At 35.9% G+C, this 20,489-nt stretch carries 22 protein-coding genes and 1 other annotated feature; of the genes, 1 reads left to right on the top strand and 21 read right to left on the bottom strand.

Annotation, left to right across the window (positions count from 1 at the left end):
• Positions 1–10 precede the first annotated feature (10 nt).
• From HMPREF3177_RS00815 to mreC, 17 genes are all read right to left on the bottom strand, one after another.
• A complete protein-coding gene (locus tag HMPREF3177_RS00815) occupies positions 11–739 on the bottom strand; it encodes an N-acetylmuramoyl-L-alanine amidase family protein (protein WP_070456353.1) in 729 nt (242 codons plus the stop codon).
• Positions 739–1,191: a D-aminoacyl-tRNA deacylase gene (dtd, locus tag HMPREF3177_RS00810; RefSeq protein ID WP_070456351.1), complete on the bottom strand. Its 453-nt coding sequence runs from the start codon at positions 1,189–1,191 to the stop codon at positions 739–741. The genes HMPREF3177_RS00815 and dtd overlap by 1 nt, the downstream gene beginning before the upstream one ends.
• Positions 1,192–1,201: 10 nt before the next feature.
• Positions 1,202–3,361, bottom strand: a complete 2,160-nt coding sequence (locus HMPREF3177_RS00805; RefSeq protein WP_070456348.1) for a RelA/SpoT family protein — start codon at positions 3,359–3,361, stop codon at positions 1,202–1,204.
• A gap of 63 nt (positions 3,362–3,424) precedes the next feature.
• Positions 3,425–3,943, bottom strand: coding sequence for an adenine phosphoribosyltransferase (locus HMPREF3177_RS00800; protein WP_070456346.1), 519 nt, complete (start codon positions 3,941–3,943; stop codon positions 3,425–3,427).
• Positions 3,944–4,011: 68 nt separating this feature from the next.
• Entirely contained in the window at positions 4,012–6,258 is a 2,247-nt protein-coding gene (gene recJ / locus HMPREF3177_RS00795) for a single-stranded-DNA-specific exonuclease RecJ (protein ID WP_070456344.1), read from the bottom strand.
• Between the two features lie 47 nt (positions 6,259–6,305).
• Positions 6,306–8,585, bottom strand: coding sequence for a protein translocase subunit SecDF (secDF, locus tag HMPREF3177_RS00790; protein WP_083286808.1), 2,280 nt, complete (start codon positions 8,583–8,585; stop codon positions 6,306–6,308).
• Positions 8,586–8,689: 104 nt separating this feature from the next.
• A complete protein-coding gene (yajC, locus tag HMPREF3177_RS00785; RefSeq protein WP_040928791.1) occupies positions 8,690–8,947 on the bottom strand; it encodes a preprotein translocase subunit YajC in 258 nt (85 codons plus the stop codon).
• A gap of 14 nt (positions 8,948–8,961) precedes the next feature.
• Entirely contained in the window at positions 8,962–10,110 is a 1,149-nt protein-coding gene (gene tgt, locus HMPREF3177_RS00780) for a tRNA guanosine(34) transglycosylase Tgt (RefSeq protein WP_070456342.1), read from the bottom strand.
• Between the two features lie 7 nt (positions 10,111–10,117).
• Entirely contained in the window at positions 10,118–11,140 is a 1,023-nt protein-coding gene (gene queA / locus HMPREF3177_RS00775) for a tRNA preQ1(34) S-adenosylmethionine ribosyltransferase-isomerase QueA (RefSeq protein ID WP_068128157.1), read from the bottom strand.
• Entirely contained in the window at positions 11,137–12,150 is a 1,014-nt protein-coding gene (gene ruvB, locus HMPREF3177_RS00770) for a Holliday junction branch migration DNA helicase RuvB (protein ID WP_040928796.1), read from the bottom strand. The genes queA and ruvB overlap by 4 nt, the downstream gene beginning before the upstream one ends.
• A 17-nt stretch (positions 12,151–12,167) precedes the next feature.
• Entirely contained in the window at positions 12,168–12,761 is a 594-nt protein-coding gene (ruvA, locus tag HMPREF3177_RS00765; RefSeq protein ID WP_070456340.1) for a Holliday junction branch migration protein RuvA, read from the bottom strand.
• Between the two features lie 8 nt (positions 12,762–12,769).
• Positions 12,770–14,050 (bottom strand): GTPase ObgE, encoded by a 1,281-nt coding sequence (obgE, locus tag HMPREF3177_RS00760; protein WP_070456338.1) that lies wholly within the window; start codon positions 14,048–14,050, stop codon positions 12,770–12,772.
• 81 nt (positions 14,051–14,131) lie between these two features.
• A complete protein-coding gene (gene rpmA, locus HMPREF3177_RS00755) occupies positions 14,132–14,416 on the bottom strand; it encodes a 50S ribosomal protein L27 (protein ID WP_040928799.1) in 285 nt (94 codons plus the stop codon).
• Entirely contained in the window at positions 14,417–14,740 is a 324-nt protein-coding gene (locus tag HMPREF3177_RS00750) for a ribosomal-processing cysteine protease Prp (RefSeq protein WP_068128149.1), read from the bottom strand.
• Positions 14,740–15,048: a 50S ribosomal protein L21 gene (rplU, locus tag HMPREF3177_RS00745; protein ID WP_068128146.1), complete on the bottom strand. Its 309-nt coding sequence runs from the start codon at positions 15,046–15,048 to the stop codon at positions 14,740–14,742. Before rplU ends, HMPREF3177_RS00750 begins: the two co-directional genes overlap by 1 nt.
• Before the next feature lie 11 nt (positions 15,049–15,059).
• Positions 15,060–15,132, bottom strand: a sequence feature (ribosomal protein L21 leader region).
• Between the two features lie 51 nt (positions 15,133–15,183).
• A complete protein-coding gene (gene mreD, locus HMPREF3177_RS00740) occupies positions 15,184–15,705 on the bottom strand; it encodes a rod shape-determining protein MreD (protein ID WP_070456336.1) in 522 nt (173 codons plus the stop codon).
• Positions 15,706–15,707: 2 nt separating this feature from the next.
• On the bottom strand, positions 15,708–16,535 hold the full coding sequence (mreC, locus tag HMPREF3177_RS00735; RefSeq protein WP_246827330.1) for a rod shape-determining protein MreC: 828 nt from the start codon (positions 16,533–16,535) through the stop codon (positions 15,708–15,710).
• A gap of 335 nt (positions 16,536–16,870) precedes the next feature.
• Between mreC and HMPREF3177_RS00730 the strand changes: the two genes are divergently transcribed.
• Complete coding sequence (locus tag HMPREF3177_RS00730) at positions 16,871–17,467, top strand: hypothetical protein (protein ID WP_068128141.1); 597 nt, start codon at positions 16,871–16,873, stop codon at positions 17,465–17,467.
• Positions 17,468–17,521: 54 nt separating this feature from the next.
• On the opposite strand, the gene HMPREF3177_RS00725 is transcribed toward HMPREF3177_RS00730, so the two are convergent.
• From HMPREF3177_RS00725 to HMPREF3177_RS08700, 4 genes are all read right to left on the bottom strand, one after another.
• Complete coding sequence (locus tag HMPREF3177_RS00725; RefSeq protein ID WP_070456334.1) at positions 17,522–18,013, bottom strand: dihydrofolate reductase; 492 nt, start codon at positions 18,011–18,013, stop codon at positions 17,522–17,524.
• An 85-nt stretch (positions 18,014–18,098) separates the two neighbouring features.
• Positions 18,099–18,647 carry a GNAT family N-acetyltransferase gene (locus tag HMPREF3177_RS00720; RefSeq protein WP_070456332.1) on the bottom strand — a complete coding sequence of 183 codons (549 nt, stop codon included), beginning with the start codon at positions 18,645–18,647 and terminating at the stop codon, positions 18,099–18,101.
• Positions 18,648–18,755: 108 nt separating this feature from the next.
• On the bottom strand, positions 18,756–19,439 hold the full coding sequence (radC, locus tag HMPREF3177_RS00715; RefSeq protein ID WP_145998154.1) for a RadC family protein: 684 nt from the start codon (positions 19,437–19,439) through the stop codon (positions 18,756–18,758).
• Positions 19,436–20,131 (bottom strand): prepilin peptidase, encoded by a 696-nt coding sequence (locus HMPREF3177_RS08700; RefSeq protein WP_371440528.1) that lies wholly within the window; start codon positions 20,129–20,131, stop codon positions 19,436–19,438. The genes radC and HMPREF3177_RS08700 overlap by 4 nt, the downstream gene beginning before the upstream one ends.
• Between the last annotated feature and the right edge of the window lie 358 nt (positions 20,132–20,489).

Genomic DNA, 20,489 nt, shown 5'->3' with positions numbered 1-20,489 from the left:
AAATGTTTATCTACTCTTCAAGATATATTTCTAAGCCATCTAATAGTCCTTTAACTAAACGATTTTGATAATCGTCAGTATTAAGTAAATAATCATCAACGTCGTTACTTAAAAATCCGAGTTCGACTAACGTTGCAGGATAATCGAGTTGTTCTGTTACTTGATATCCCATAACTTCAACGCCATTATTCGGTAACAGTGCGTAACGGTCTAAACCTTCATTCATAGCAGTTGCTAAGTCTTTTTGGTTATCATGAGTATAGAATGTTTTAAAGCCAGTAGGTTCTGGAGATTCAAACGCATCACTATGAAGCGATATGAAAATATCTCCATCAACTTCACGATCATCCAGTTCTACTGTTTTATTCGAACTACGAACCATGACGACTTTTGCGTTTGATTGTTTTAACACTTTTTCTAACTTTAGCGCAACGGATAACACAATCGTTGCCTCGTTTTCACCATAATATGACGGTGCCCCTGGATCTGTACCACCGTGTCCAGGGTCAATGACGATTGTTTTTCCTTTAAAGTCATATTTCTTTTCTGTAAAATCAATTGTTATATTTTGATAATTATTTTTTGGTTCATATGATTTTACGATGTAAATAAATGAAAAAATAAATATTAAAGACGTTACAAATATAAATAACGGTTTTACATATACATGCTTTTTTGTTTTAAGAAACCAAATTAAAAATTGGCCGACCTTTTTTAAGAATGCCTTTAGTCCATTCATTAAATAATCTTACCTTCTTTGGATTCATATATGATTGTAATCGGTCCACTATTTGTTAAACGAACATCCATATGCTCACCGAAAAATCCTGTTTTAACGAGCACCCCTTCTTCTCTTAGTTGCTCATTAAAGTATTCATATAGCTCGTTTGCATGCTCTTTACTCGCAGCACCGACAAACGATGGACGGTTTCCTTTTCTGACATCTGCATATAACGTAAACTGAGAAATACTTAAAATCTCTCCTCCGACATCTTTGATCGACAAGTTAATTTTTCCGTCGTTATCTTCAAACACTCTTGCCTTTACAATCTTTTCAGCAAGTTTTTTTGCATCTTCTTTCGTAGATGTCTCACTCACACCGACGAGTAACATATATCCCGTTTGGATTTCATTATATAACTCGTTTGTAATGACTGAAGCATGACTTACTTTTTGTAATACGACTTTCACTTATAACACCTCATTTAAACACGCGCTCAACACTATAAATATCTTTTAAATTTTTAATTTTATCGACGATACGATGTAAATCTGGTTTAGATTGAACCATGATCGAAATATTCACTTTCGCATGGTTACTCGCATTCGTTTGGCCACTCACTTGAGTAATCGGAACTTTCTCACTTGACACGAGGTTTAATATTTCATTGACTAAACCATTACGATCGAATCCGTGGATTTCTAAATTCACTTTATAACGTGCTTTGTCTTCGATACTTCCGACCCATGAAACGTCGATTAAACGTTCTGTTTCATTTTGAATGTTCGCACAACTTTTGACGTGAACTTTTACACCGTGACCTTTTGTTATATAACCGACGATGTCATCTCCTGGAACCGGGTTACAACATTTTGCAAGGCTCACGAGCATACCGTCTAATCCTTCAACAATTACTCCAGACTCTGAAGTCGTTTGTTTAAAGTCTTTTTTACGTTCTACTTCAAGAACAGGTGACGTATCTTTTTGTTTTAAATGACTCGTCAAACGGTTCACGATTTGCTGTGGTGTAACACCACCATATCCAACCATCGCATATAGATCATCGATTTGATTTAAATTATATCGCTCTAACACTTGAGCGACTGTTTTTTCAGTTAACGCTTCTTCTAGTTTAAAACCGTTTAACTTAATTTCTTCTTCAACTTGTAGGCGACCTTTTTCAACGTTTTGTTCACGGTCTTGCTTTTTAAAGAATGCTCGTATTTTGTTTTTAGAGCTCGATGACTTAACGAGATTTAACCAGTCTAAACTTGGTCCGTATGACTGTTTGCTCGTACGAATTTCGACGATATCACCAGTATTTAACGTAAAATCAATCGGTACAATTTTACCGTTTACTTTTGCTCCGACCATCTGATTTCCGACTTCTGAGTGTACAGAATACGCAAAATCAATCGGCACTGCACCTTGTGGTAACTCGACGACGTCACCATTCGGTGTAAATACATAGATCTTATCAGATAACATATCGCTCTTTAATGCATCCATAAATTCTTCAGCATCCGTATAAGATGACTCGTTATCGACAATTTCTTTTACCCAGTTATTCGTCGGTGCACTTAACTTTTGACCTTCTTTATATGCCCAGTGTGCAGCGACCCCGTGCTCTGCAATTTCGTGCATTTCAAACGTTCTAATTTGTATTTCAAGAGGATCCCCGTTTGGGCCTACAACTGTCGTGTGTAGCGACTGGTACATATTTTGTTTAGGCATTGCGATATAGTCTTTAAAACGACCAGGTACCGGCTTCCAAATCGTATGGATAATACCAAGTACTGCATAACAGTCTCTAATATCATCTACGAGAACACGTACAGCGAGCAAATCAAAAATTTGGTCAAATTGTTTATGTTGGTCTTCCATTTTACGGTAAATACTATAAATATGTTTTGCGCGACCAGATAAACTATGTTTGATATGCGATTTTGATAATTCACTTTCGATTTGTTCAATCGCTTTGTTAATGATAACTTCACGTTCGCTACGTTTCTTTTTCATATAACTAACGATTCTAAAATATGCACTTGGATCGATATAGCGTAATGAGATATCTTCTAATTCCCATTTAATACTCGAAATCCCGAGTCGGTTCGCAATCGGTGCGTAAATTTCAAGTGTTTCTTTAGAAATACGAATTTGTTTTTCTTCAGGCATCGCTTTTAACGTACGCATATTGTGCAGTCTATCTGCGAGCTTTACTAAAATTACTCGAACATCTTTTGCGATCGCAACGAACAGTTTTCTATGGTTTTCTGCTTGTTGCTCTTCTAGTGAACGGTACTTTACTTTTTCTAACTTCGTTACACCATCAACAATTACCGCAACTTCTTCATTGAACATATTTACTAAATCTTCATGAGTATACGGCGTATCTTCTACAACGTCGTGTAAAAATCCTGCGACAATCGTCGCTACATCTAGCTTTAACTCTGCTAAAATTCCTGCAACTTGGACTGGATGTAAAATATACGGCAATCCATTTTTTCTAAATTGACCATCATGAGCTTTTTCAGCAAGATCATAAGCATCTTTAACCATAATTAACTCATCATCATTCATATATGCACTACATAAATTAAATACATCTTCAGCAATATATGGGTATTCTTTATCACTCATGATCTCACTTCCTTTAAAAGTCTTGTTATGTAAAAGTGCCTGATTGCTCAGGCACTATAATTATCATTCATTATATTCTAATAATGAGATAATTTCATAGTCTTTAATTTTATCTCGACCATTTAAATAGTTTAACTCGATTAAAAACGCGAGTCCGACTACGATACCACCGAGCGCTTCAACAAGATGAATCGCCGCTTCAATCGTTCCACCAGTAGCAAGTAAATCGTCTGTGATTAACACACGTTGACCTTTTTTAATTGCATCTTTATGAATTTCAAGTGTGTTTGTCCCGTATTCTAAATCATACTCATAAGAGATCGTTTCTCTCGGTAGCTTATTTGGTTTACGCACTGGCGCAAAGCCAATACCTAACTTATAAGCAACTGGACATCCGATAATAAATCCTCGTGCTTCCGGTCCAACGATAATATCGACGTCTTTATCTTTAGCGAATTTAGCAATTTGATCTACCGCGTAGCCAAATGCTTCACCGTTATCCATAATCGTCGTAATATCTTTAAACTGTACGCCAGGTTTTGGCCAGTTTTCTACTTCAGAAACATACTGTCGTAAATTCATTTAATAATCTCGCACCTTTACATTTAATACTATTATTTTAACATAATTCATACGTATACACATCGTTTTTATTCGTTTATTAGCGTTTCAATATATGTTTTTAACTCTGGTCTCGAGGACATTTTTAAAATCGTCTCCGCATTTAACCTTTCACTAAGTTGTTTAAAATATTTCGATTCGATGACGACGAGATCAGACGTTAAATCCTCATTGTAAAAAATGACGCCTTCATTTAATTTAACACGATTTAAATCATCTAAAACATTTAATACTTTGACGAGCATATCCATAGTAATATTATGTTTTTTTGCAAATTGTGGTGCATATTTTTTTAAGTCAATCGCACCATTTTCAGCATTAATAATCGTTTCATACACATGTTCAATCGTTTGAACTTTAGGAATCCCACTAAAGAATAAATTATCTTTATCATCAAAAATAGCGACGAGTTTTGAAGTTTTTAAATTCTTAACTGACGCTTCAAAATTTTGTATAGAAATTGGCAAATCTCTAAAAATCACTTGGTCAACGTTATAAATAATCGTCTCACCGTAATGGAAATAGTTATCACCGAGCTTTTCTTTATCTTCAGCGATAAAGAAAATATCACTCTTTTTATTAATACGTTTAAAGTTTTGATTGTTTTTTGAACGCATATCAAATAGCTGCATATCTTTAATTTCAGCGTCATTTAATACGAGTTGAACTTTTTCTACACCGTTAAACTCGTTGATACCGAGCGTTCCAATCATGTAAATTTTCTCGCCTTGAGATGTCTCGTTGTATAATTCCCCGTAGTTAAATCCGATTACTTCAAAACTATAATCGTAAAGCGTCATTTTTAAATGCTTGTTATCAACTCCGAGCTGGCGAATCGAATCAATTCGTGCGCCACTTATCATGACTGTTGGTGCTAAAAATCCATGTCCAAACGGTCGTAATGCATTTAATGCCTTAATATCATCTGTCGTAACGTTCTTGTTCGTTAGCTTTAAATCAACATCTCTAGTCGGTTTTGATGAAGATCCTTTGTCGTTCATGTACGCTGTTAATTCCTCTTTAAAATCGTCCATGGATTCTATTGGTACTTTAATCCCGAATGCTTGGTTATGTCCGTGTGCCACATGTGACGCTGTTATATGCGACAATTCTTGAAGCAACTCTATCGTATTAATTGAACGCGCACTTCCAGTGTATACATCTTCATCTTTTGTCAGTAAAATTGCCGGTACACCGTATGCTTCAACTATTTTAGAAGCAACGATCCCTAAGACGCCAGGATGCCATAAATCACCGTAAATGACGTGAATGTTATCGTCAGCATTTAAAAACTCTACCGCTTCAGCGTACGTATCCTCAACCATTTGCTTTCTAGTATCATTTAACATCTCTATTTCTGTAGCTATCATTTCCGCTTCACTATAACTTTCTGAAAGTAAGAGAGATACTGATATACTCGCTTCGTCTATACGACCCGTTGCATTTAAACGCGGTGCAATCGTAAAACCGACCGTCTCTTCGGTAATTTCACCTGAAGATTTCGCCGCATTCAACAGTGCTTTTACACCAATATTCGTATGACTGTTTAAATAATCTAACCCATGAATGACAAAATATCGATTCTCATCAAACATCGGCACCATATCTGCAATCGTTCCGATCGCAACAAGGCCAATAAATTCATCTTCAACGTATCCTAGCGCTTCAATCACTTTATAAGTAATACCGACCCCGGCTAAGTTGTTACATGGATAATTTCCATTTGGATGATTCGGGTGAATGATAACTGCATTTGGCATTTCCTCACTAAATTCATGGTGATCGATGACGATGACGTCTATATCATTCTCTCTTAGTAATTCAATTTCTTTAATATGTGTGACCCCATTATCAACTGTAATTACTAAGTCAAAATTCCCGATGACTTCTTCTTTTAATAAATCATAATTTAAACCATAACCGTGATCGACACGATTTGGGATAAAGAAATACACGTTTATATTTCGTTTTTTTAACGCTTTATAAAGAATCGTCGTACTCGTAATTCCATCCGCATCATAGTCCCCGTATATTAAAATTCGACTTTCATTGTTAACATGCTCCTGGATTAACTCTGTCGCTTTGTCGATATCATATATGAGTGACGGTGAATGTGTTTCTGGTTCTAATATTTTCTTTAAATCATCTTCAGATGTGAACCCACGATTTTCTAAAATATGTTGACTGAGTTCACTTAATTTATATCGTTCGATAAGTTCGTCTGTAATAGACGATTCATTTTCATTTAAAATCCAATGATATGTTGACTCGTACATATAATCATCCTTTAAAAAACGTCTAGGCGATTTGCCTAGACGTTATTTTATACTAATACTTTATCGTCATTACTACGTTTTTCTTCGTATACAACTAGTTTACCACCATTTTTACGAAGTTGTCTCTTTTTAAGAACACCCCATAATTGAATTGCGATAAATAGAGATGAGTATACACCACTAATTAAACCAACGAGTAACGCAACTGAGAACGTAAAGATCGATTCGCTTCCCATAAATACGAGGAAAACAACGACGATGATTACAGTAATTACTGTGTTTAATGAACGTGTCATCGTTTGTCTTAATGACGTATTGATGAGGCGATTAATATCGTCTTCACTATGATATACTTTCATCTTTTTATTGTTTTCACGAATACGGTCTAACGTAACAATCGTATCGTTAATTGAGTAACCGACGATTGTCAGTACTGCGGCAATAAATGTAATATCGACTTCTAATCTAAAGAAACTGAATACCGCAATCATTACAAATACGTCATGAAGTAGAGCGAGAACAGCCGGTAATCCCATACGCCATTCAAAACGAATCGATACATATATAATAATCGCAACTGACGCTATAAGTAATGCTTTAATTGCGTTTTTAACGAGCTCTTGTCCAACGACTGGACTCACTGTACTTGTCATCGGAGTTTCGCCGTACTTCTCTTCAAAGAACGATTGTAACTCAGCAATTTGGTTTTTATCTAAATCTTTTGAGTAGCGCGCAACAACTGTCTTATCCCCTGACTTCGTTAAACTTTCTGGCTCTAGTCCAAGTTCAACTAAATCATCTCTTACAGACTGTTCTGTCGTATTAGACTCAGCGACAATATCTGCACGTGTACCACTCGTAAAGTCGATTCCGAGGTTCAGTCTATATATTGATAAAATAGCGATTCCTGCTACGATAATGAGACCACTTAATAGGAAGAATTTCTTCGCATGTTCTGCAAATTTTAGTCCATCCCAAACAGTCGTTAGTTCTTGAACGTTAACACCTTCACGAATGTTATGGATATGCTTTTTCTTTAAACCGAATAACTGCGGTTTGTTGTCCATCCAGCCAGATGAAACGAGTAAACGCATCAGTACGCGAGTTAAGAATACTGCTGTAACGAAACTCATTAAAATAGATAGTAAGAGCATCGTCGCAAATCCTTTAACGCTAGACGTACCGAATATGAATAAAATAATCGCAGCGATTAACGTCGTTAAGTTCGCGTCAATAATTGTCCATAATGACTGATTCGCACCTTTTTTATACGATTCTTTAATACTTCGTCCGATTCGTATTTCTTCTTTTATACGTTCATATAAAATAATATTTGCGTCAACGGCCATACCGACCCCTAATATTAACGCTGCAATACCAGGGAGTGTTAACACACCGCTAATTAAGTTAAACATTACGAGCGTTAAGTAAATGTACACGACGAGTGTAACTGACGCAATGAGTCCTGGTACTCTATAGAAAATAAGCATATAAATGAGTACGATTACGACACCGATTAAACCTGCTGTTACAGTTTTATCGAGCGCCTCTTCACCAAACTGTGCGCCGACACTTGTCGAATAAATTTCAGTTAACTTAACAGGTAACGCACCAGAGTTTAGTAATGCCGCAATGTTTTGAGCACGTTGTAACCCTTCTTTATCACCAAACCCTCCAGAAATCATTACTTCTGTTGAGTTAATTGGCTTATCCACTGAAGCTGCTGAAATATATTTAGAATCTTCTTTTTTGGCTTCTTCAACGAAAGAGTCGACGCCTTCTTCAAAGTCCATCCAAATAACTAAAAGATTTGCTCCTTTCTGTTTTTCAGAAATTTCTTTTGTTATTTCATGGAACTTACTTGCATCTTTTAATTTTAAAGATACGATCGGTTGGTTTAAATCGTCATACCCTTGACTCGCCCCACCTTGTACTAAATCTTTACCGGATAGTAAAACATTATCTTCAACGTCACGAATTGTAAGTTCTGCTTGCGTTGAAAGTAATTCACGTGCTTCTTGTTGGTTTTCAACTCCGGCAAGTTGTACTCGGATACGATTTCCTTCTTCTATTTGAATGTTCGGTTCAGATACACCGAGTACGTTTACACGTGAATCTAGTGTTGAAGCTGTCGCTTCGACATCTTTTTGTTCAATCGTATCGTCTTTTTCTAGTGGCTCAACTTGGTAAAGTACCTCAAATCCACCTTGAAGGTCTAAACCTAAGTTAACGTCTTTAACTATGTCTTTATAAGTAAGCCCAATCGCTGTACCTAAAAGTACGACGATGAGTAACATACTTATAATTCTACTTGGTTTCTTTTTCACAGTGTCACCCTTTTTATGTTATGTAAATTAATATATACATTATAACGATAATTTGGTTAAAACTAAATATAAATTAAAAAAAGCCGACATTTGTCGACTTTCAATTACTTAGATACCTGGTGTAACGCACGGCGTTCAAATTTTAAAGTTGTGCCTTCATCGACTTTTAAATACATGTAGTTCGCATCGAAAGATTCAACGACACCTGTAAGACCTCCGATTGTTACAACTTCATCACCTTTTTGTAAACCTGCTTGCATTTCATTAATTTGTTTTTGACGCTTTTGTGCTGGACGAATCATTAAAAAATACATCACAGCAAAAATCGCGATAAATGGTAGTAAAGTTACTAGTAAATCCACGTGATTCCCTCCTCTTAAAAGTTTTTAGCATTTTCTTTATTAAGTCCGTATGTTTCAAAGAAATATTCTTTAAAATCTAAAAGACTGTCATTTAATATTGCTTGACGAACGTCACTCATCAAGTTTAACAGAAAATGTAAGTTATGATAAGTCGTAAGTCTAGCACCGAACATTTCATTTGCTTTAAATAAGTGCCTGATATAAGCACGCGTATAATTACGGCACGTATAACAATCACAATTTGGATCGAGCGGACTAAAATCACGGCTATATTTTTGATTTTTAACGACGAGACGTCCTTGACTCGTCATCGTCGTACCATTTCGTGCGATTCGTGTCGGTAATACACAGTCAAACATATCGATACCACGAATGACTCCTTCAATTAACGCATCCGGTGAACCAACACCCATTAAATATCTCGGCTTATCAAACGGTAATAACGGGACCGTTTCTTCTAACATTTCATACATTAATGGTTTTGGTTCTCCGACAGATAATCCGCCGATAGAATATCCAGGAAAATCTAACGACGTAATTTCTCTCGCACTTTGCTTTCTTAAATCGCTATATTCTCCACCTTGAACGATTCCAAATAACGCTTGTTTTTTATCGTTTCCAGATTTCACATGGTAATTTAACCCACGCTCTGCCCATCGTGTCGTACGTTCTAACGAATCTTTAACGTATTCACGAGTTGCTGGAATTGGTGCACATTCATCAAATGACATAATAATATCTGCACCTAAATCGTGCTGAATATCCATTGCCTTTTCAGGCGTTAAAAATAACTTTGAACCGTCTAAATGACTTCTAAAGTGTACGCCTTCTTCTTCGATTGTACGAATGTTCGATAAACTAAATACTTGGAATCCACCAGAGTCTGTTAAAATCGGTTTTTGCCAGTTCATAAAATTATGAAGCCCACCCGCTTCTCGTACGAGATCACTGCCTGGTCTTAACCATAAGTGATATGTATTCGATAAAATAATCTGACTACCCATTTCTAATAATTCTTCTGGTGACATCCCTTTTACTGTTGCGAGTGTCCCGACAGGCATAAATATTGGTGTTTCAATAATGCCGTGCGGCGTATGTAAACGCCCAGCACGTGCACCAGACTGTTTACACGTATGAACGTGTTCATATCGTATTGCCATAATTTCACCTCTAAATGATTAACATCGCATCGCCAAAACTAAAGAAGCGATACTCTTTTTCTACCGCATGATTGTATGCTTTTAAAATATTTTCTCGTGTAGAAACCGTACTTACGAGCATTAATAATGTCGATTTCGGTAAATGGAAATTTGTAATAAGACCGTCTACAGATAATATTTCTTGACCTGGATAAATAAATATATCCGTCCAATCACTCGTTGCTACGAATTTTTTATACGTTCTAAAATTCGCTTCTAACGTGCGGGTCGACGTTGTGCCGACACTGATAATACGATGGCCCTTTTCTTTTGCTTCGTTCAGTCTTTTAGCAGTAGATTTTTCAATTGAATAAAATTCGCTATGCATATCATGCTCTTCAACGTTTTCTACTGCGACTGGTCGAAATGTACCAAGTCCAACGTGAAGCGTAATGTAGACGATATCTACACCTTTTTCTTTTATTTGACTAAGTAACTCAGTCGTAAAGTGAAGCCCAGCAGTCGGTGCAGCTGCACTTCCGCTATGTTTTGAAAATACAGTTTGATATCTTTCGTTATCTTCTAATTGTGCTTTAATGTATGGTGGAAGTGGCATTTCACCAAGTCCATCTAACACTTCTTCTAAAATACCATCATATTGAAGTTTTACGATATAAATACCGTTGTCATGCTTTTCTAACGGAGTTGCTGTTAGTTCACCGTCACCAAACACTATTTCCGTTCCAACATGCACACGTCTCGCAGGTTTAATGAGTACTTTATATCCATTCGTTTCAGGATTAAGTAATAACATTTCAACGTGACCGCCACTGTCTTTTTTATGTCCGTGGAGTCTCGCAGGTAGTACGCGTGTATTATTTAATACGAGAACGTCATCTTTTTTTAAATAATCGATTATATTATAAAAATGACGATCTTCCATTTCACCAGTCTCTCTATCTAACACTAATAACTTAGAATCCGTACGATTTTTAAGCGGATGTTGTGCGATGAGTGATTCTGGTAAGTGAAAATCAAAATCGGTTAATTTCATGATTCATTATCCTCTATATGTTTGTGTCGTTTAAAATAGTCATAACTTTTTGCTGTCGCTTCACGACCTCTTGGTGTACGTTGTAAAAATCCACGTTGGATTAAATACGGTTCGTATACATCGATTAACGTCACGACCTCTTCGCCAATTGATACAGCGACTGTTTCTAAACCGACAGGACCTCCGCCATACGTATCGATAATTGTCGTCATGACTTTATGGTCGATCGGATCGAGTCCTTCTTCATCGACTTCTAAAACGCGTAGTGCATCATTCGTCGTTTCTAGTGAAATCGACGCTTCACCTTTCACCATTGAGAAATCACGAACGCGTCTTAATAAGCGGTTCGCAATACGCGGAGTTCCGCGACTTCTTCTCGCGAGTTCGTATGCAGACGTTTCATCGATTTTCACGTCAAAAATATCCGCGGTACGTTCAACAATCGTTTGTAACGCGTCGTTTGAGTAGTATTCTAATCGTAATTGTATTCCGAAACGGTCTCTAAGCGGTGCGGATAAACTCCCAAAACGCGTCGTTGCACCGACTAACGTAAATGGTGGTAAGTCAATACGAATACTTCTCGCTTCATCTCCTTGACCGATGACAACGTCAATAAAATAATCTTCCATCGCAGAATATAAAATTTCTTCGACGATACGCGGGAGCCTGTGAATTTCATCGATAAATAAAACATCTCCAGGTTCTAAGCTCGATAAAATCGCCGCTAAATCTCCCGCACGTTCAATTGCAGGACCTGCAGTCGTTCGTATATTTACGTTCATTTCATGCGCGATAATATTTGATAACGTAGTTTTACCAAGCCCCGGTGGACCATGTAAAATAACGTGATCGAGTGGTTCCTCACGCATCTTTGCCGCATCTATAAAAATTTGTAAATTCCTTTTAATCGTATCTTGACCGATATATTGTGATAAATATAACGGGCGAAGCGATAACTCTTCTCTCGCTTCACCTTCTATTAGCGACTGATCTAAAATTCTATCGTCCATGATTATCGTCTCCTGTTCTATTCAACGATATGTCTTAAACTTAATTTCACTGCATCTTCGACAGTTGTGAGTTCTTGCTTCGATAAATATTTTTCTAACGATTTTAACTCACGTTTGCTGTATCCGAGTGCTTTTAATGTTTCAAGTGCTTCCTCTACAATGATGTCGTTTGAACGCGTTGATTGCTGTAGTTTTACCTCAGCTTTAAAGTCTGCTTTTAACTTCCCTTTTAAATCTAAAATGATTTGTTGAGAGGTTTTCTTACCTATACCAGGGAATTTTTGTAAATACTTTTGATCTTCGTTTTCAATCGCATTTACGACTTCAGACGGTGTTGACGTCGCGAGAATTGCGAGCGCACTTTTTGGTCCAATTCCAGTCACTTTTAATAGCGACTGAAACATTTCCTTTTCACTTATACTGCTAAACCCATATAGCGTGAGACTATCTTCACGAACGATTTGTTCGACGTAAATACGCGTCTCTTGATTTAAATACTTTTCAAAATGATAAGGATTTGCAGCAACGATTAAATACCCAATACCAGCTGTTTCCAGTGTCACATAATTCGCATGAATTTCTGTGAGCGTGCCTTTAATATACTGATACATATTTTCACCTATTCAATAAATTCAAATTCAAAGTCTTTAATTCTAACGACATCTCCAGATTGTACGCCTTTTTCTCTTAACGCATCATCGATACCCATCGAACGCATTTGGCGAGCAAATCTTCTGACTGCTGCGTCACGCGAGAAGTCTGTACGCATAAATAGCGTTTCGATTTCTTTACCGTGAATTTCAAATGTTCCGTCCATACCGCGTTTAATTTCAAACGGTGCTTCTTGTTTTTCATGTCGATACACGACGCGCACGTCTTGGTCTATTGTTTCTTCTTCCTCTTCAGGGACATAATTTTCTAACGTTTCGATAATTAAATCGTTTAACGCTTGAATACCTTCTCCGGTCACTGCTGAAATTTCAACAATTTTAGAATCCGTCTCGACTTCACGTTTAAATCGTTCAATATTTTCTCTATCTTGAAGTACTTCGATTTTATTTAAAGCGATAATTTCTGGTCGTTTTAATAATTTCTCGTTGTATTCTTTTAATTCATTGCGAATGATTTTATAGTCTTCCACCGCATCTCTATACTCTGTTTCTGCGATGTCGATGACGTGTACGAGAACTTTAGTACGTTCGACGTGTCTTAAAAACTGTATTCCAAGACCAGTTCCCTCAGCTGCACCTTCAATTAACCCTGGTAAGTCCGCCATAACAAATGACTTATCTCTAACGATTACAACACCTAAATTCGGTTGAATCGTTGTAAATGGATATGACGCAATTTTTGGTGTCGCGCGAGATACACGACTTAATAACGTCGACTTTCCAACACTTGGAAATCCTACTAAACCGACGTCCGCCATTAACTTTAATTCTAATATAAGGTCGAATTCTTCTCCTGGTTCTCCACCTTCAGCAAAATCTGGTGCTGTATTTCTACTCGATACAAAACGAGAGTTCCCTCGTCCACCACGACCACCTTTTGCGATGACTGCACGCTGAGTATGTGTCGTTAAATCTGCAATGACTTCTTCAGTTTCAGCATTTTTTACGACTGTACCTGGTGGTACTTTTAAAATCATCGGTTCACGACTTTTACCGTGTTTATTTGAACTCATACCAGATTCACCGTGCTCTGCTTTAAAGTGACGCTGATATTTAAAGTCCATTAACGTATTAAGCCCTTCGTCGACTTCCATAACGATGTCTGCACCGTTACCACCGTCTCCACCTGCTGGGCCACCCATAGGTTCATATTTTTCTCTTCGGTACGCAACGATTCCATTACCACCGTTTCCTGCTTTTACATAGATCTTCGCATAATCTGCAAACATACCGACACCTCCATTCTTATCTATTATACATAATATACTGACATAAAAAAAAGCATCAGCGAATCGCTGATGCCTGTTTTATTACGCTTCGTAAACAGATACGCGTTTTTTGTTACGTCCAACGCGCTCAAATCTTACGACTCCATCTACTTTAGCAAATAATGTGTCGTCTCCACCTCTACCAACGTTTACACCTGGATGAATTTTAGTTCCGCGTTGACGGAATAAAATTGAACCACCTGTTACAAATTGGCCATCTTGGCGTTTCGCACCAAGACGTTTCGCGTGAGAGTCACGACCGTTTCTAGTAGATCCTACCCCTTTTTTCGATGCGAAAAATTGTAAGTCTAATGTTAATTTAAACATTCAGTCCACCTCACTTTTAGTTACCTTAATATAGTCTTTATACGATTGTTCTATAGTTTCGAGTGATATAATCATCGTTTTAAGTATTAGATCTACAGATTGGTCGTATTCTTTTACTTCTAAAAAGAAATACCCACCATCATTATTGATATCTAACACCGGTTCGACATCTGTCAATTGAAATATCGCATTCGTGTTTCCGAATACTACACTAGACGCTCCAGCACAAACGATATCTTGTCCATGTTCTCCATAATCGGCATGGCCAGACATTTCTATGCTTTTAACAACGTCATCTTTCAACTTGACTTCAACATGAACCATTACGCATCAATCTTTTCGATTGTAACTTTTGTGAATGGCTGACGATGACCTTGTTTACGTAAGTAGTTCTTTCTACGTTTGAACTTAACGACATGGATTTTCTTACCACGGCCTTGTTGTTCAACTTTCGCAGTTACTGTAGCACCTTCAACGATTGGCGCACCGACTTTAACGTCGTCTCCACCAACTAAAAGTACGCGATCAAAAGTAACTGTGTCACCTTCATTAGCGTCAAGCTTTTCAACGAAGATTGTTTGACCTTCTTCTACTTTAACTTGTTTACCGCCTGTTTCGATGATAGCAAACATACTTTACACCTCCTAATTATAAGACACGCCATATAGGTGGATTAAATAATCACTTAAACCTGTTCTGAGCGGTTGATGTTTACAAATTCATCAACTTCTAAAGTATACACATACTAACTACTCGAGTCAATCTTTTTATGCATGTTTTGTGAATACATTTTTTCTTATTTTTATTAAAACGAGTACAAAGATGAGAAGTGGTATATATAGTAATGCGTTTAATAATAAACTCGGCACTGCACGTAACGCGATATAATCAAACAGTGGTAAATCTACATATCCAATTACTTTGTATATTCCGTATATATAAAAATCAAATAAAAACGTATTGACGATAACGACAAAGAATAGCCCTATCATATCTCTATAGAATACTCTAAATGCCGAATGCATAAATAATACAAATACGACAAATCCAAATAAATGAATTCCGTAAATTGAACCTGTGTATAAATCTAAAATGACTCCGAATACGATGCTGAAAAATATGCTATATGATCGCCCGAAGTAAATCGATACGAGTAATAACATCATAAATAATAACTTCGGTACAAAATAAACGTCAGAACCTAACAGTGAGAATGGGCTCACTGAAGCGAAACTAAAATCTAAAAACAATACAGTAAAGAATCCGATAAATAAAAAAATTGAACGCATCGTTATTCCTCACCTACAGTTTCAGGCTCACGTTTAATGACAAATATCATGTCGAGTTCATTAATATCGCTGTCCATTTTAACACTTGCATTTTTGCTTAGGCCATATCGGTCGTTGACCGAATCGACAACTTCACCGACGATAATCCCTTCTGGGAAAATACCCGTTAAACCGGATGTATATACTTTTGATCCTTCTTTAATTTTACCGTCGTTGACGATATTACCGACGAGTAACGTATTTCCATTTTCATCATAACTTTGAATCGTACCATAATGTCGCTTATCTCCGTTATGTATTTCAACAGAAATGTTTTTCTTTTCAGCGTCTGTCGTAATCATTTCAATAAAACTTGAACTTCCATTCGCACGTTTTACGACCCCAATCAGACCTTTTGGCGTCATAACGGCCATACCTTCAGATACACCGTGCTTCGTTCCCTTATCGATAGTAAAACTATTTAACCATTGATCTGGCGAACGTGAAATTACACGTGCATTAATTGTTTCATAGTCGATTTTAGAAGATACATCGAGTGCTTCTTTTAATTTTTCATTTTCTTCTTCAAGGCGTTTTAAATCCGCTTCAAGTTGCGGTAACATATCTAACTTAGCCTCAAGTTCTTTTTCGTTTTTTGACGGTCCGAATATAAAACCTAATAAGTTAAACGGAGTTTTCATTACTTTTTGTGTCGTAGCTGTCGCATCTCCAACGAACATCTCCGCCTTTGTCGTATGTGTACGATCAGATATAGAAAATCCTATTAATAAAATAAGGAGGATGACTGAAAAGACAATCGTAATCATTTTATTCTTATTAAAAAACTTCAAAACTCCACCCCCATAATTATCATTATTTTACCATATCTAATTGTAAAATATATGTGTTTAAAAGTTTATATTAAATAAAATTCGAGATAAACTTGCATTTCTCTATACATTAAAATATAATGAGAATATATTAGACATAGAGAACGACAGTGCCTAGCAAATGTCACTCACCGATAGCACGCCTAAGTGCTAGATATCATATTATTATCTGTTAAATGTAGACTTAGAACGTCTACGTCAAAGACCCACTAAATCGAGAGTTTAGTGGGTTTTATTTTGTAATAATGTACATAAACCTATACACTAGTAATCGTAATATAAAACGGAGGCTAAGCATGACACTTAAAACTTTCATCATTGTGCTCATCATCACACAAATATATTTTGCATACCATGCTTTCCTATTTAAAAAGAAAGAACAGCCTATGGTCAATGTAAAAGATGATAAAGCAGAAATTAACGGTCAAGAAGTGAATACAAAAATATATTCGTTCGTCTTAAACTACGGTCCACAAATGCGCAGACACTTTAACAACATTTGGTTTATCATTGCGTTTTTCATCATCGGTTCAATCGTCATCGCACCGTCAATGCCAGACTATGCGAGATACGGTAGTAATTTAACGTTTGTCATTCCAAACTTAATATTATTTGGACTGATCGTATCAGTATTAACAATTATCATTAATGTACTTTTAAAAGAATATATGATTGCAGGGACAGCACTATTTAACGCAATCGCGATGTATATCGCATATTTCCAAATGAACTTAACATTAAATATGGATGGCTTTACTGAATTCGTATTAACACTTGTACTTGTATTTAACACAAATAAAATGTTAAAACTTCATAATGGCACGTATCCATTCTTTACATGGACGATGATAAATCACCTCATTGCGTCAACGTTAGTGCTACTATTAATGTAAAAAAACCCTAGAGTTTGAATATCGAAACTCTAGGGGTTTTTAATTCCAATCACTCTATTTTCTTTTCCATATTTCAAAAGTATGGGGATGCTTGTTCTTTTCATCTACTTTACCGTCCCAAGACTTTTCAAGTTCAAATTCATTGTAATCAAAGTCATCAGGAAAATATACGTTACCATCGAATTCGTCATGAATTACCGTACGGTATAAATAATCAACATCATCTTCAAAGATTTTAAATAAGCTTACACCGCCGATAATATAAAAATCTTCAGCGTACTTTTCATATAACTCTAAAACTTCTTTTTTACTATTAACGACAATCGCACCAGGTGCTTCATAATCTGGATTATGAGTTAACACGATATTACGTCGACCTTTTAACGGACGGTTCGGTATTGACTCATAAGTCGCGCGGCCCATGACAACGTCCCCTTGCATCGTTACTTTTTTAAAAAACTTTACATCTGCAGGAAGACTCCACGGTAGTCTGTCTCCTTTACCAATTAGGCCATTTTTATCTTCAGCATACACATAAGCAAGCATAGAGCCACCTCATTCTATGTTTTTGTACTCTTATACCCTCTTATTCAAAAATTAAAAACAAGTGCTTTTTTATTAATTATAAATGTTAATTTAAGTCCACCCACTCATCTTTTAATATCCCATAAACCACATGGTCGACGTAGTGATCATATAACCACTCGACTTGTCTTAAAATTCCCTCTTCAGTAAATCCGAGTCTTTCAGGAATTTTACGACTTTTAAAATTTTCAGTTGCAACTCTTATTTCTATTTTATTTAAACGAAACTCTGTAAAACCAATATCCATTAATGCTCGAACAACTTTTGTCATAATACCATGCCCTTGAAACTCCTCGCCAAGAAAATAACCGATTTGACCAATACGACTTGTCCAGTCAAACGAGTTAAAACTCGCTATACCAGCGACTTTACCTTTAAAAATAATTGCTGTAACTAAACTCTTATTATCTACATAATTTTGCATCGAAGACTTAATAAAATCTTTCGTATCATCTACTTTTTTAATAAAAATAGGCCACGGTAACCACTCTTTCAGATAATCACGTGACTTAACCGTCAATTCAAAAATAGCATCCGCATCACGATGATCCACTAACTTCAAAGAAATATCATCGTCAACTTTATGTGTAAACATAGGAACACCTGCCTCAATAGTTATTATGTATAAAATTAATGTTCTGTAATTTTAACATAAAATATTAAAGAATAGTGAGTCAGAAACCCCTATGTAATCATTGCTGGATTAAAAACAATCCATCTCTTTCAGGCTAATGTATTTACCATTACCAATGATAATGTGATCTAAAAAGTCGATACCAATGAGTTCACTACTCATTTTAAGTCGTTTACTTACTTCAATATCTTCACTTGAAGGTGTTGGGTCACCACTTGGATGATTATGAACACAAATAAACGCTGCAGCACTTCTTTTGACCGCTTCTTTAAAAATTTCTCTTGGATGAACAACGGTTGTATTAAGCGATCCTTTAAATACTGTTTCTTGATGAATCACTTTATATTTAGTCGATAAATATAAGACGACAAAATGTTCTTGTTGGAAATATCTCATTTTCTCCATTAAAAGTTTCGATACGTCATCTGGAGAATGAATGAATACATCATCTTCTAAGCTATGACTATGCATTCTTACAGCAAGTTCAATCACTGCCAATATTTTTATCGCTTTAGCTTCACCGATACCATTAATCTTAGTCAGCTCCTGATACGTAACATCTCTTAAATCGCTGATTTTCTTTAAATTCTTTAACACATTATCTGCGAGTGTTAAGCTACTTTCATTCCGACTACCTGTGTTTATAATAATTGCTAAAAGTTCTCTATTCGTTAAATTATCAGCACCGTATATTTTCAATCGTTCTCTCGGTTTATCAGAAGACATCATTTCTTTAATCATTAAATCGTTCATAAGAAACCTCCAAAATATATAGTTGATAAATCATCATAAATAATAAAAGTGAGAATCGTACTCGTGGCTACAAAAGGTACATACGGTATTTTACGATTATCTGAATTCTTTATAATCTCCATAATAATCACGTAAAACCCACCGACTATAAATGAAAATAACAAGATAAAACTAAATAACAACGTAGGAGTGATTAAAGTTATCACAGACAGTAACTTTATATCTCCATAGCCGATTTTTTTATCAAACAGAATATAAATAACATGAGCTAAAGTTATAATAATCAGATCGTCTATTACATCTACATAATTAAATCTCGTTACATAGAGACCTGTTGTTAAAAGTATAACTAACGTAAAATTAGGTATTTTATAATGCTTAAAATCGTATAACGCAAGAGGTGCTAGAAATACAATCAATAAGTAATAAAGTGAAAAATCTCTAAACTGTATGTAAACTAAACTTGGAACTATAAAGAGCAGTGCAAGTACAACTTCTGAACACACATAAATAAAAGGTATATATCCGTGGCACTTATTACATCTGCCCCTCGACAATATATATCCAAAGATCGGTATGAGTGCAACAGCATCTATCGTATGATTGCAATGATTACACTTACTTCTTCTGAATAAAAACTTAAAGTTAAAACTCTTTTCCTCTAACACAACAAATATAAATGAAGCGAGTATCCCTCCAGTTATTAATAATAAAAGAATACGACCACCTCCAAAATGTTGCCCTAACTATATTCCATACGTTCAAGAATGTAAAATTGCAATTTTTGAAAAATAGCTTTTTATCATTACAGTATTTAAAAAACTGTCAGGAAAATCCTGCAGCACTTGAATAATCGTAAGTTTTATAGATAAAATTAGAAAAAAGCGCTCTAACACTTTAGAGCGCTTCATTATGAACGTTTTTATTCTTCTTATTTACATATTTGAGTCTGTTCAACGAATTTTTGTTAGATATAATCATTTATTTAGGTCAAGTCTTAAATATTGTGTAAAATAAAAAATCTCTCTGTTATTCTTTAGCTTCCACGAA

Origin of the sequence: Nosocomiicoccus sp. HMSC09A07 (assembly GCF_001808485.1) — a bacterium.
GTDB classification, from domain to species: Bacteria; Bacillota; Bacilli; order Staphylococcales; family Salinicoccaceae; genus Nosocomiicoccus; species Nosocomiicoccus ampullae_A.
Note: the sequence above shows the minus strand (reverse complement) of the source record. Positions and strands in the feature narration are given on the sequence as shown.

Excerpts from the sequence above, each read along its gene's own strand:
- HMPREF3177_RS00815 (WP_070456353.1), bottom strand. The coding sequence starts at position 739 with ATGAATGGACTAAAGGCATTCTTAAAAAAGGTCGGCCAATTTTTAATT.
- rplU (WP_068128146.1), bottom strand. The coding sequence starts at position 15,048 with ATGTTTGCTATCATCGAAACAGGCGGTAAACAAGTTAAAGTAGAAGAA.
- obgE (WP_070456338.1), bottom strand. The coding sequence starts at position 14,050 with ATGTTTGCAGATTATGCGAAGATCTATGTAAAAGCAGGAAACGGTGGT.
- HMPREF3177_RS00800 (WP_070456346.1), bottom strand. The coding sequence starts at position 3,943 with ATGAATTTACGACAGTATGTTTCTGAAGTAGAAAACTGGCCAAAACCT.
- queA (WP_068128157.1), bottom strand. The coding sequence starts at position 11,140 with ATGAAATTAACCGATTTTGATTTTCACTTACCAGAATCACTCATCGCA.
- HMPREF3177_RS00730 (WP_068128141.1), top strand. The coding sequence starts at position 16,871 with ATGACACTTAAAACTTTCATCATTGTGCTCATCATCACACAAATATAT.
- recJ (WP_070456344.1), bottom strand. The coding sequence starts at position 6,258 with ATGTACGAGTCAACATATCATTGGATTTTAAATGAAAATGAATCGTCT.
- radC (WP_145998154.1), bottom strand. The coding sequence starts at position 19,439 with ATGAACGATTTAATGATTAAAGAAATGATGTCTTCTGATAAACCGAGA.
- HMPREF3177_RS00720 (WP_070456332.1), bottom strand. The coding sequence starts at position 18,647 with ATGTTTACACATAAAGTTGACGATGATATTTCTTTGAAGTTAGTGGAT.
- rpmA (WP_040928799.1), bottom strand. The coding sequence starts at position 14,416 with ATGTTTAAATTAACATTAGACTTACAATTTTTCGCATCGAAAAAAGGG.
- mreD (WP_070456336.1), bottom strand. The coding sequence starts at position 15,705 with ATGCGTTCAATTTTTTTATTTATCGGATTCTTTACTGTATTGTTTTTA.
- HMPREF3177_RS00805 (WP_070456348.1), bottom strand. The coding sequence starts at position 3,361 with ATGAGTGATAAAGAATACCCATATATTGCTGAAGATGTATTTAATTTA.
- HMPREF3177_RS00725 (WP_070456334.1), bottom strand. The coding sequence starts at position 18,013 with ATGCTTGCTTATGTGTATGCTGAAGATAAAAATGGCCTAATTGGTAAA.
- ruvA (WP_070456340.1), bottom strand. The coding sequence starts at position 12,761 with ATGTATCAGTATATTAAAGGCACGCTCACAGAAATTCATGCGAATTAT.
- ruvB (WP_040928796.1), bottom strand. The coding sequence starts at position 12,150 with ATGGACGATAGAATTTTAGATCAGTCGCTAATAGAAGGTGAAGCGAGA.
- HMPREF3177_RS00750 (WP_068128149.1), bottom strand. The coding sequence starts at position 14,740 with ATGGTTCATGTTGAAGTCAAGTTGAAAGATGACGTTGTTAAAAGCATA.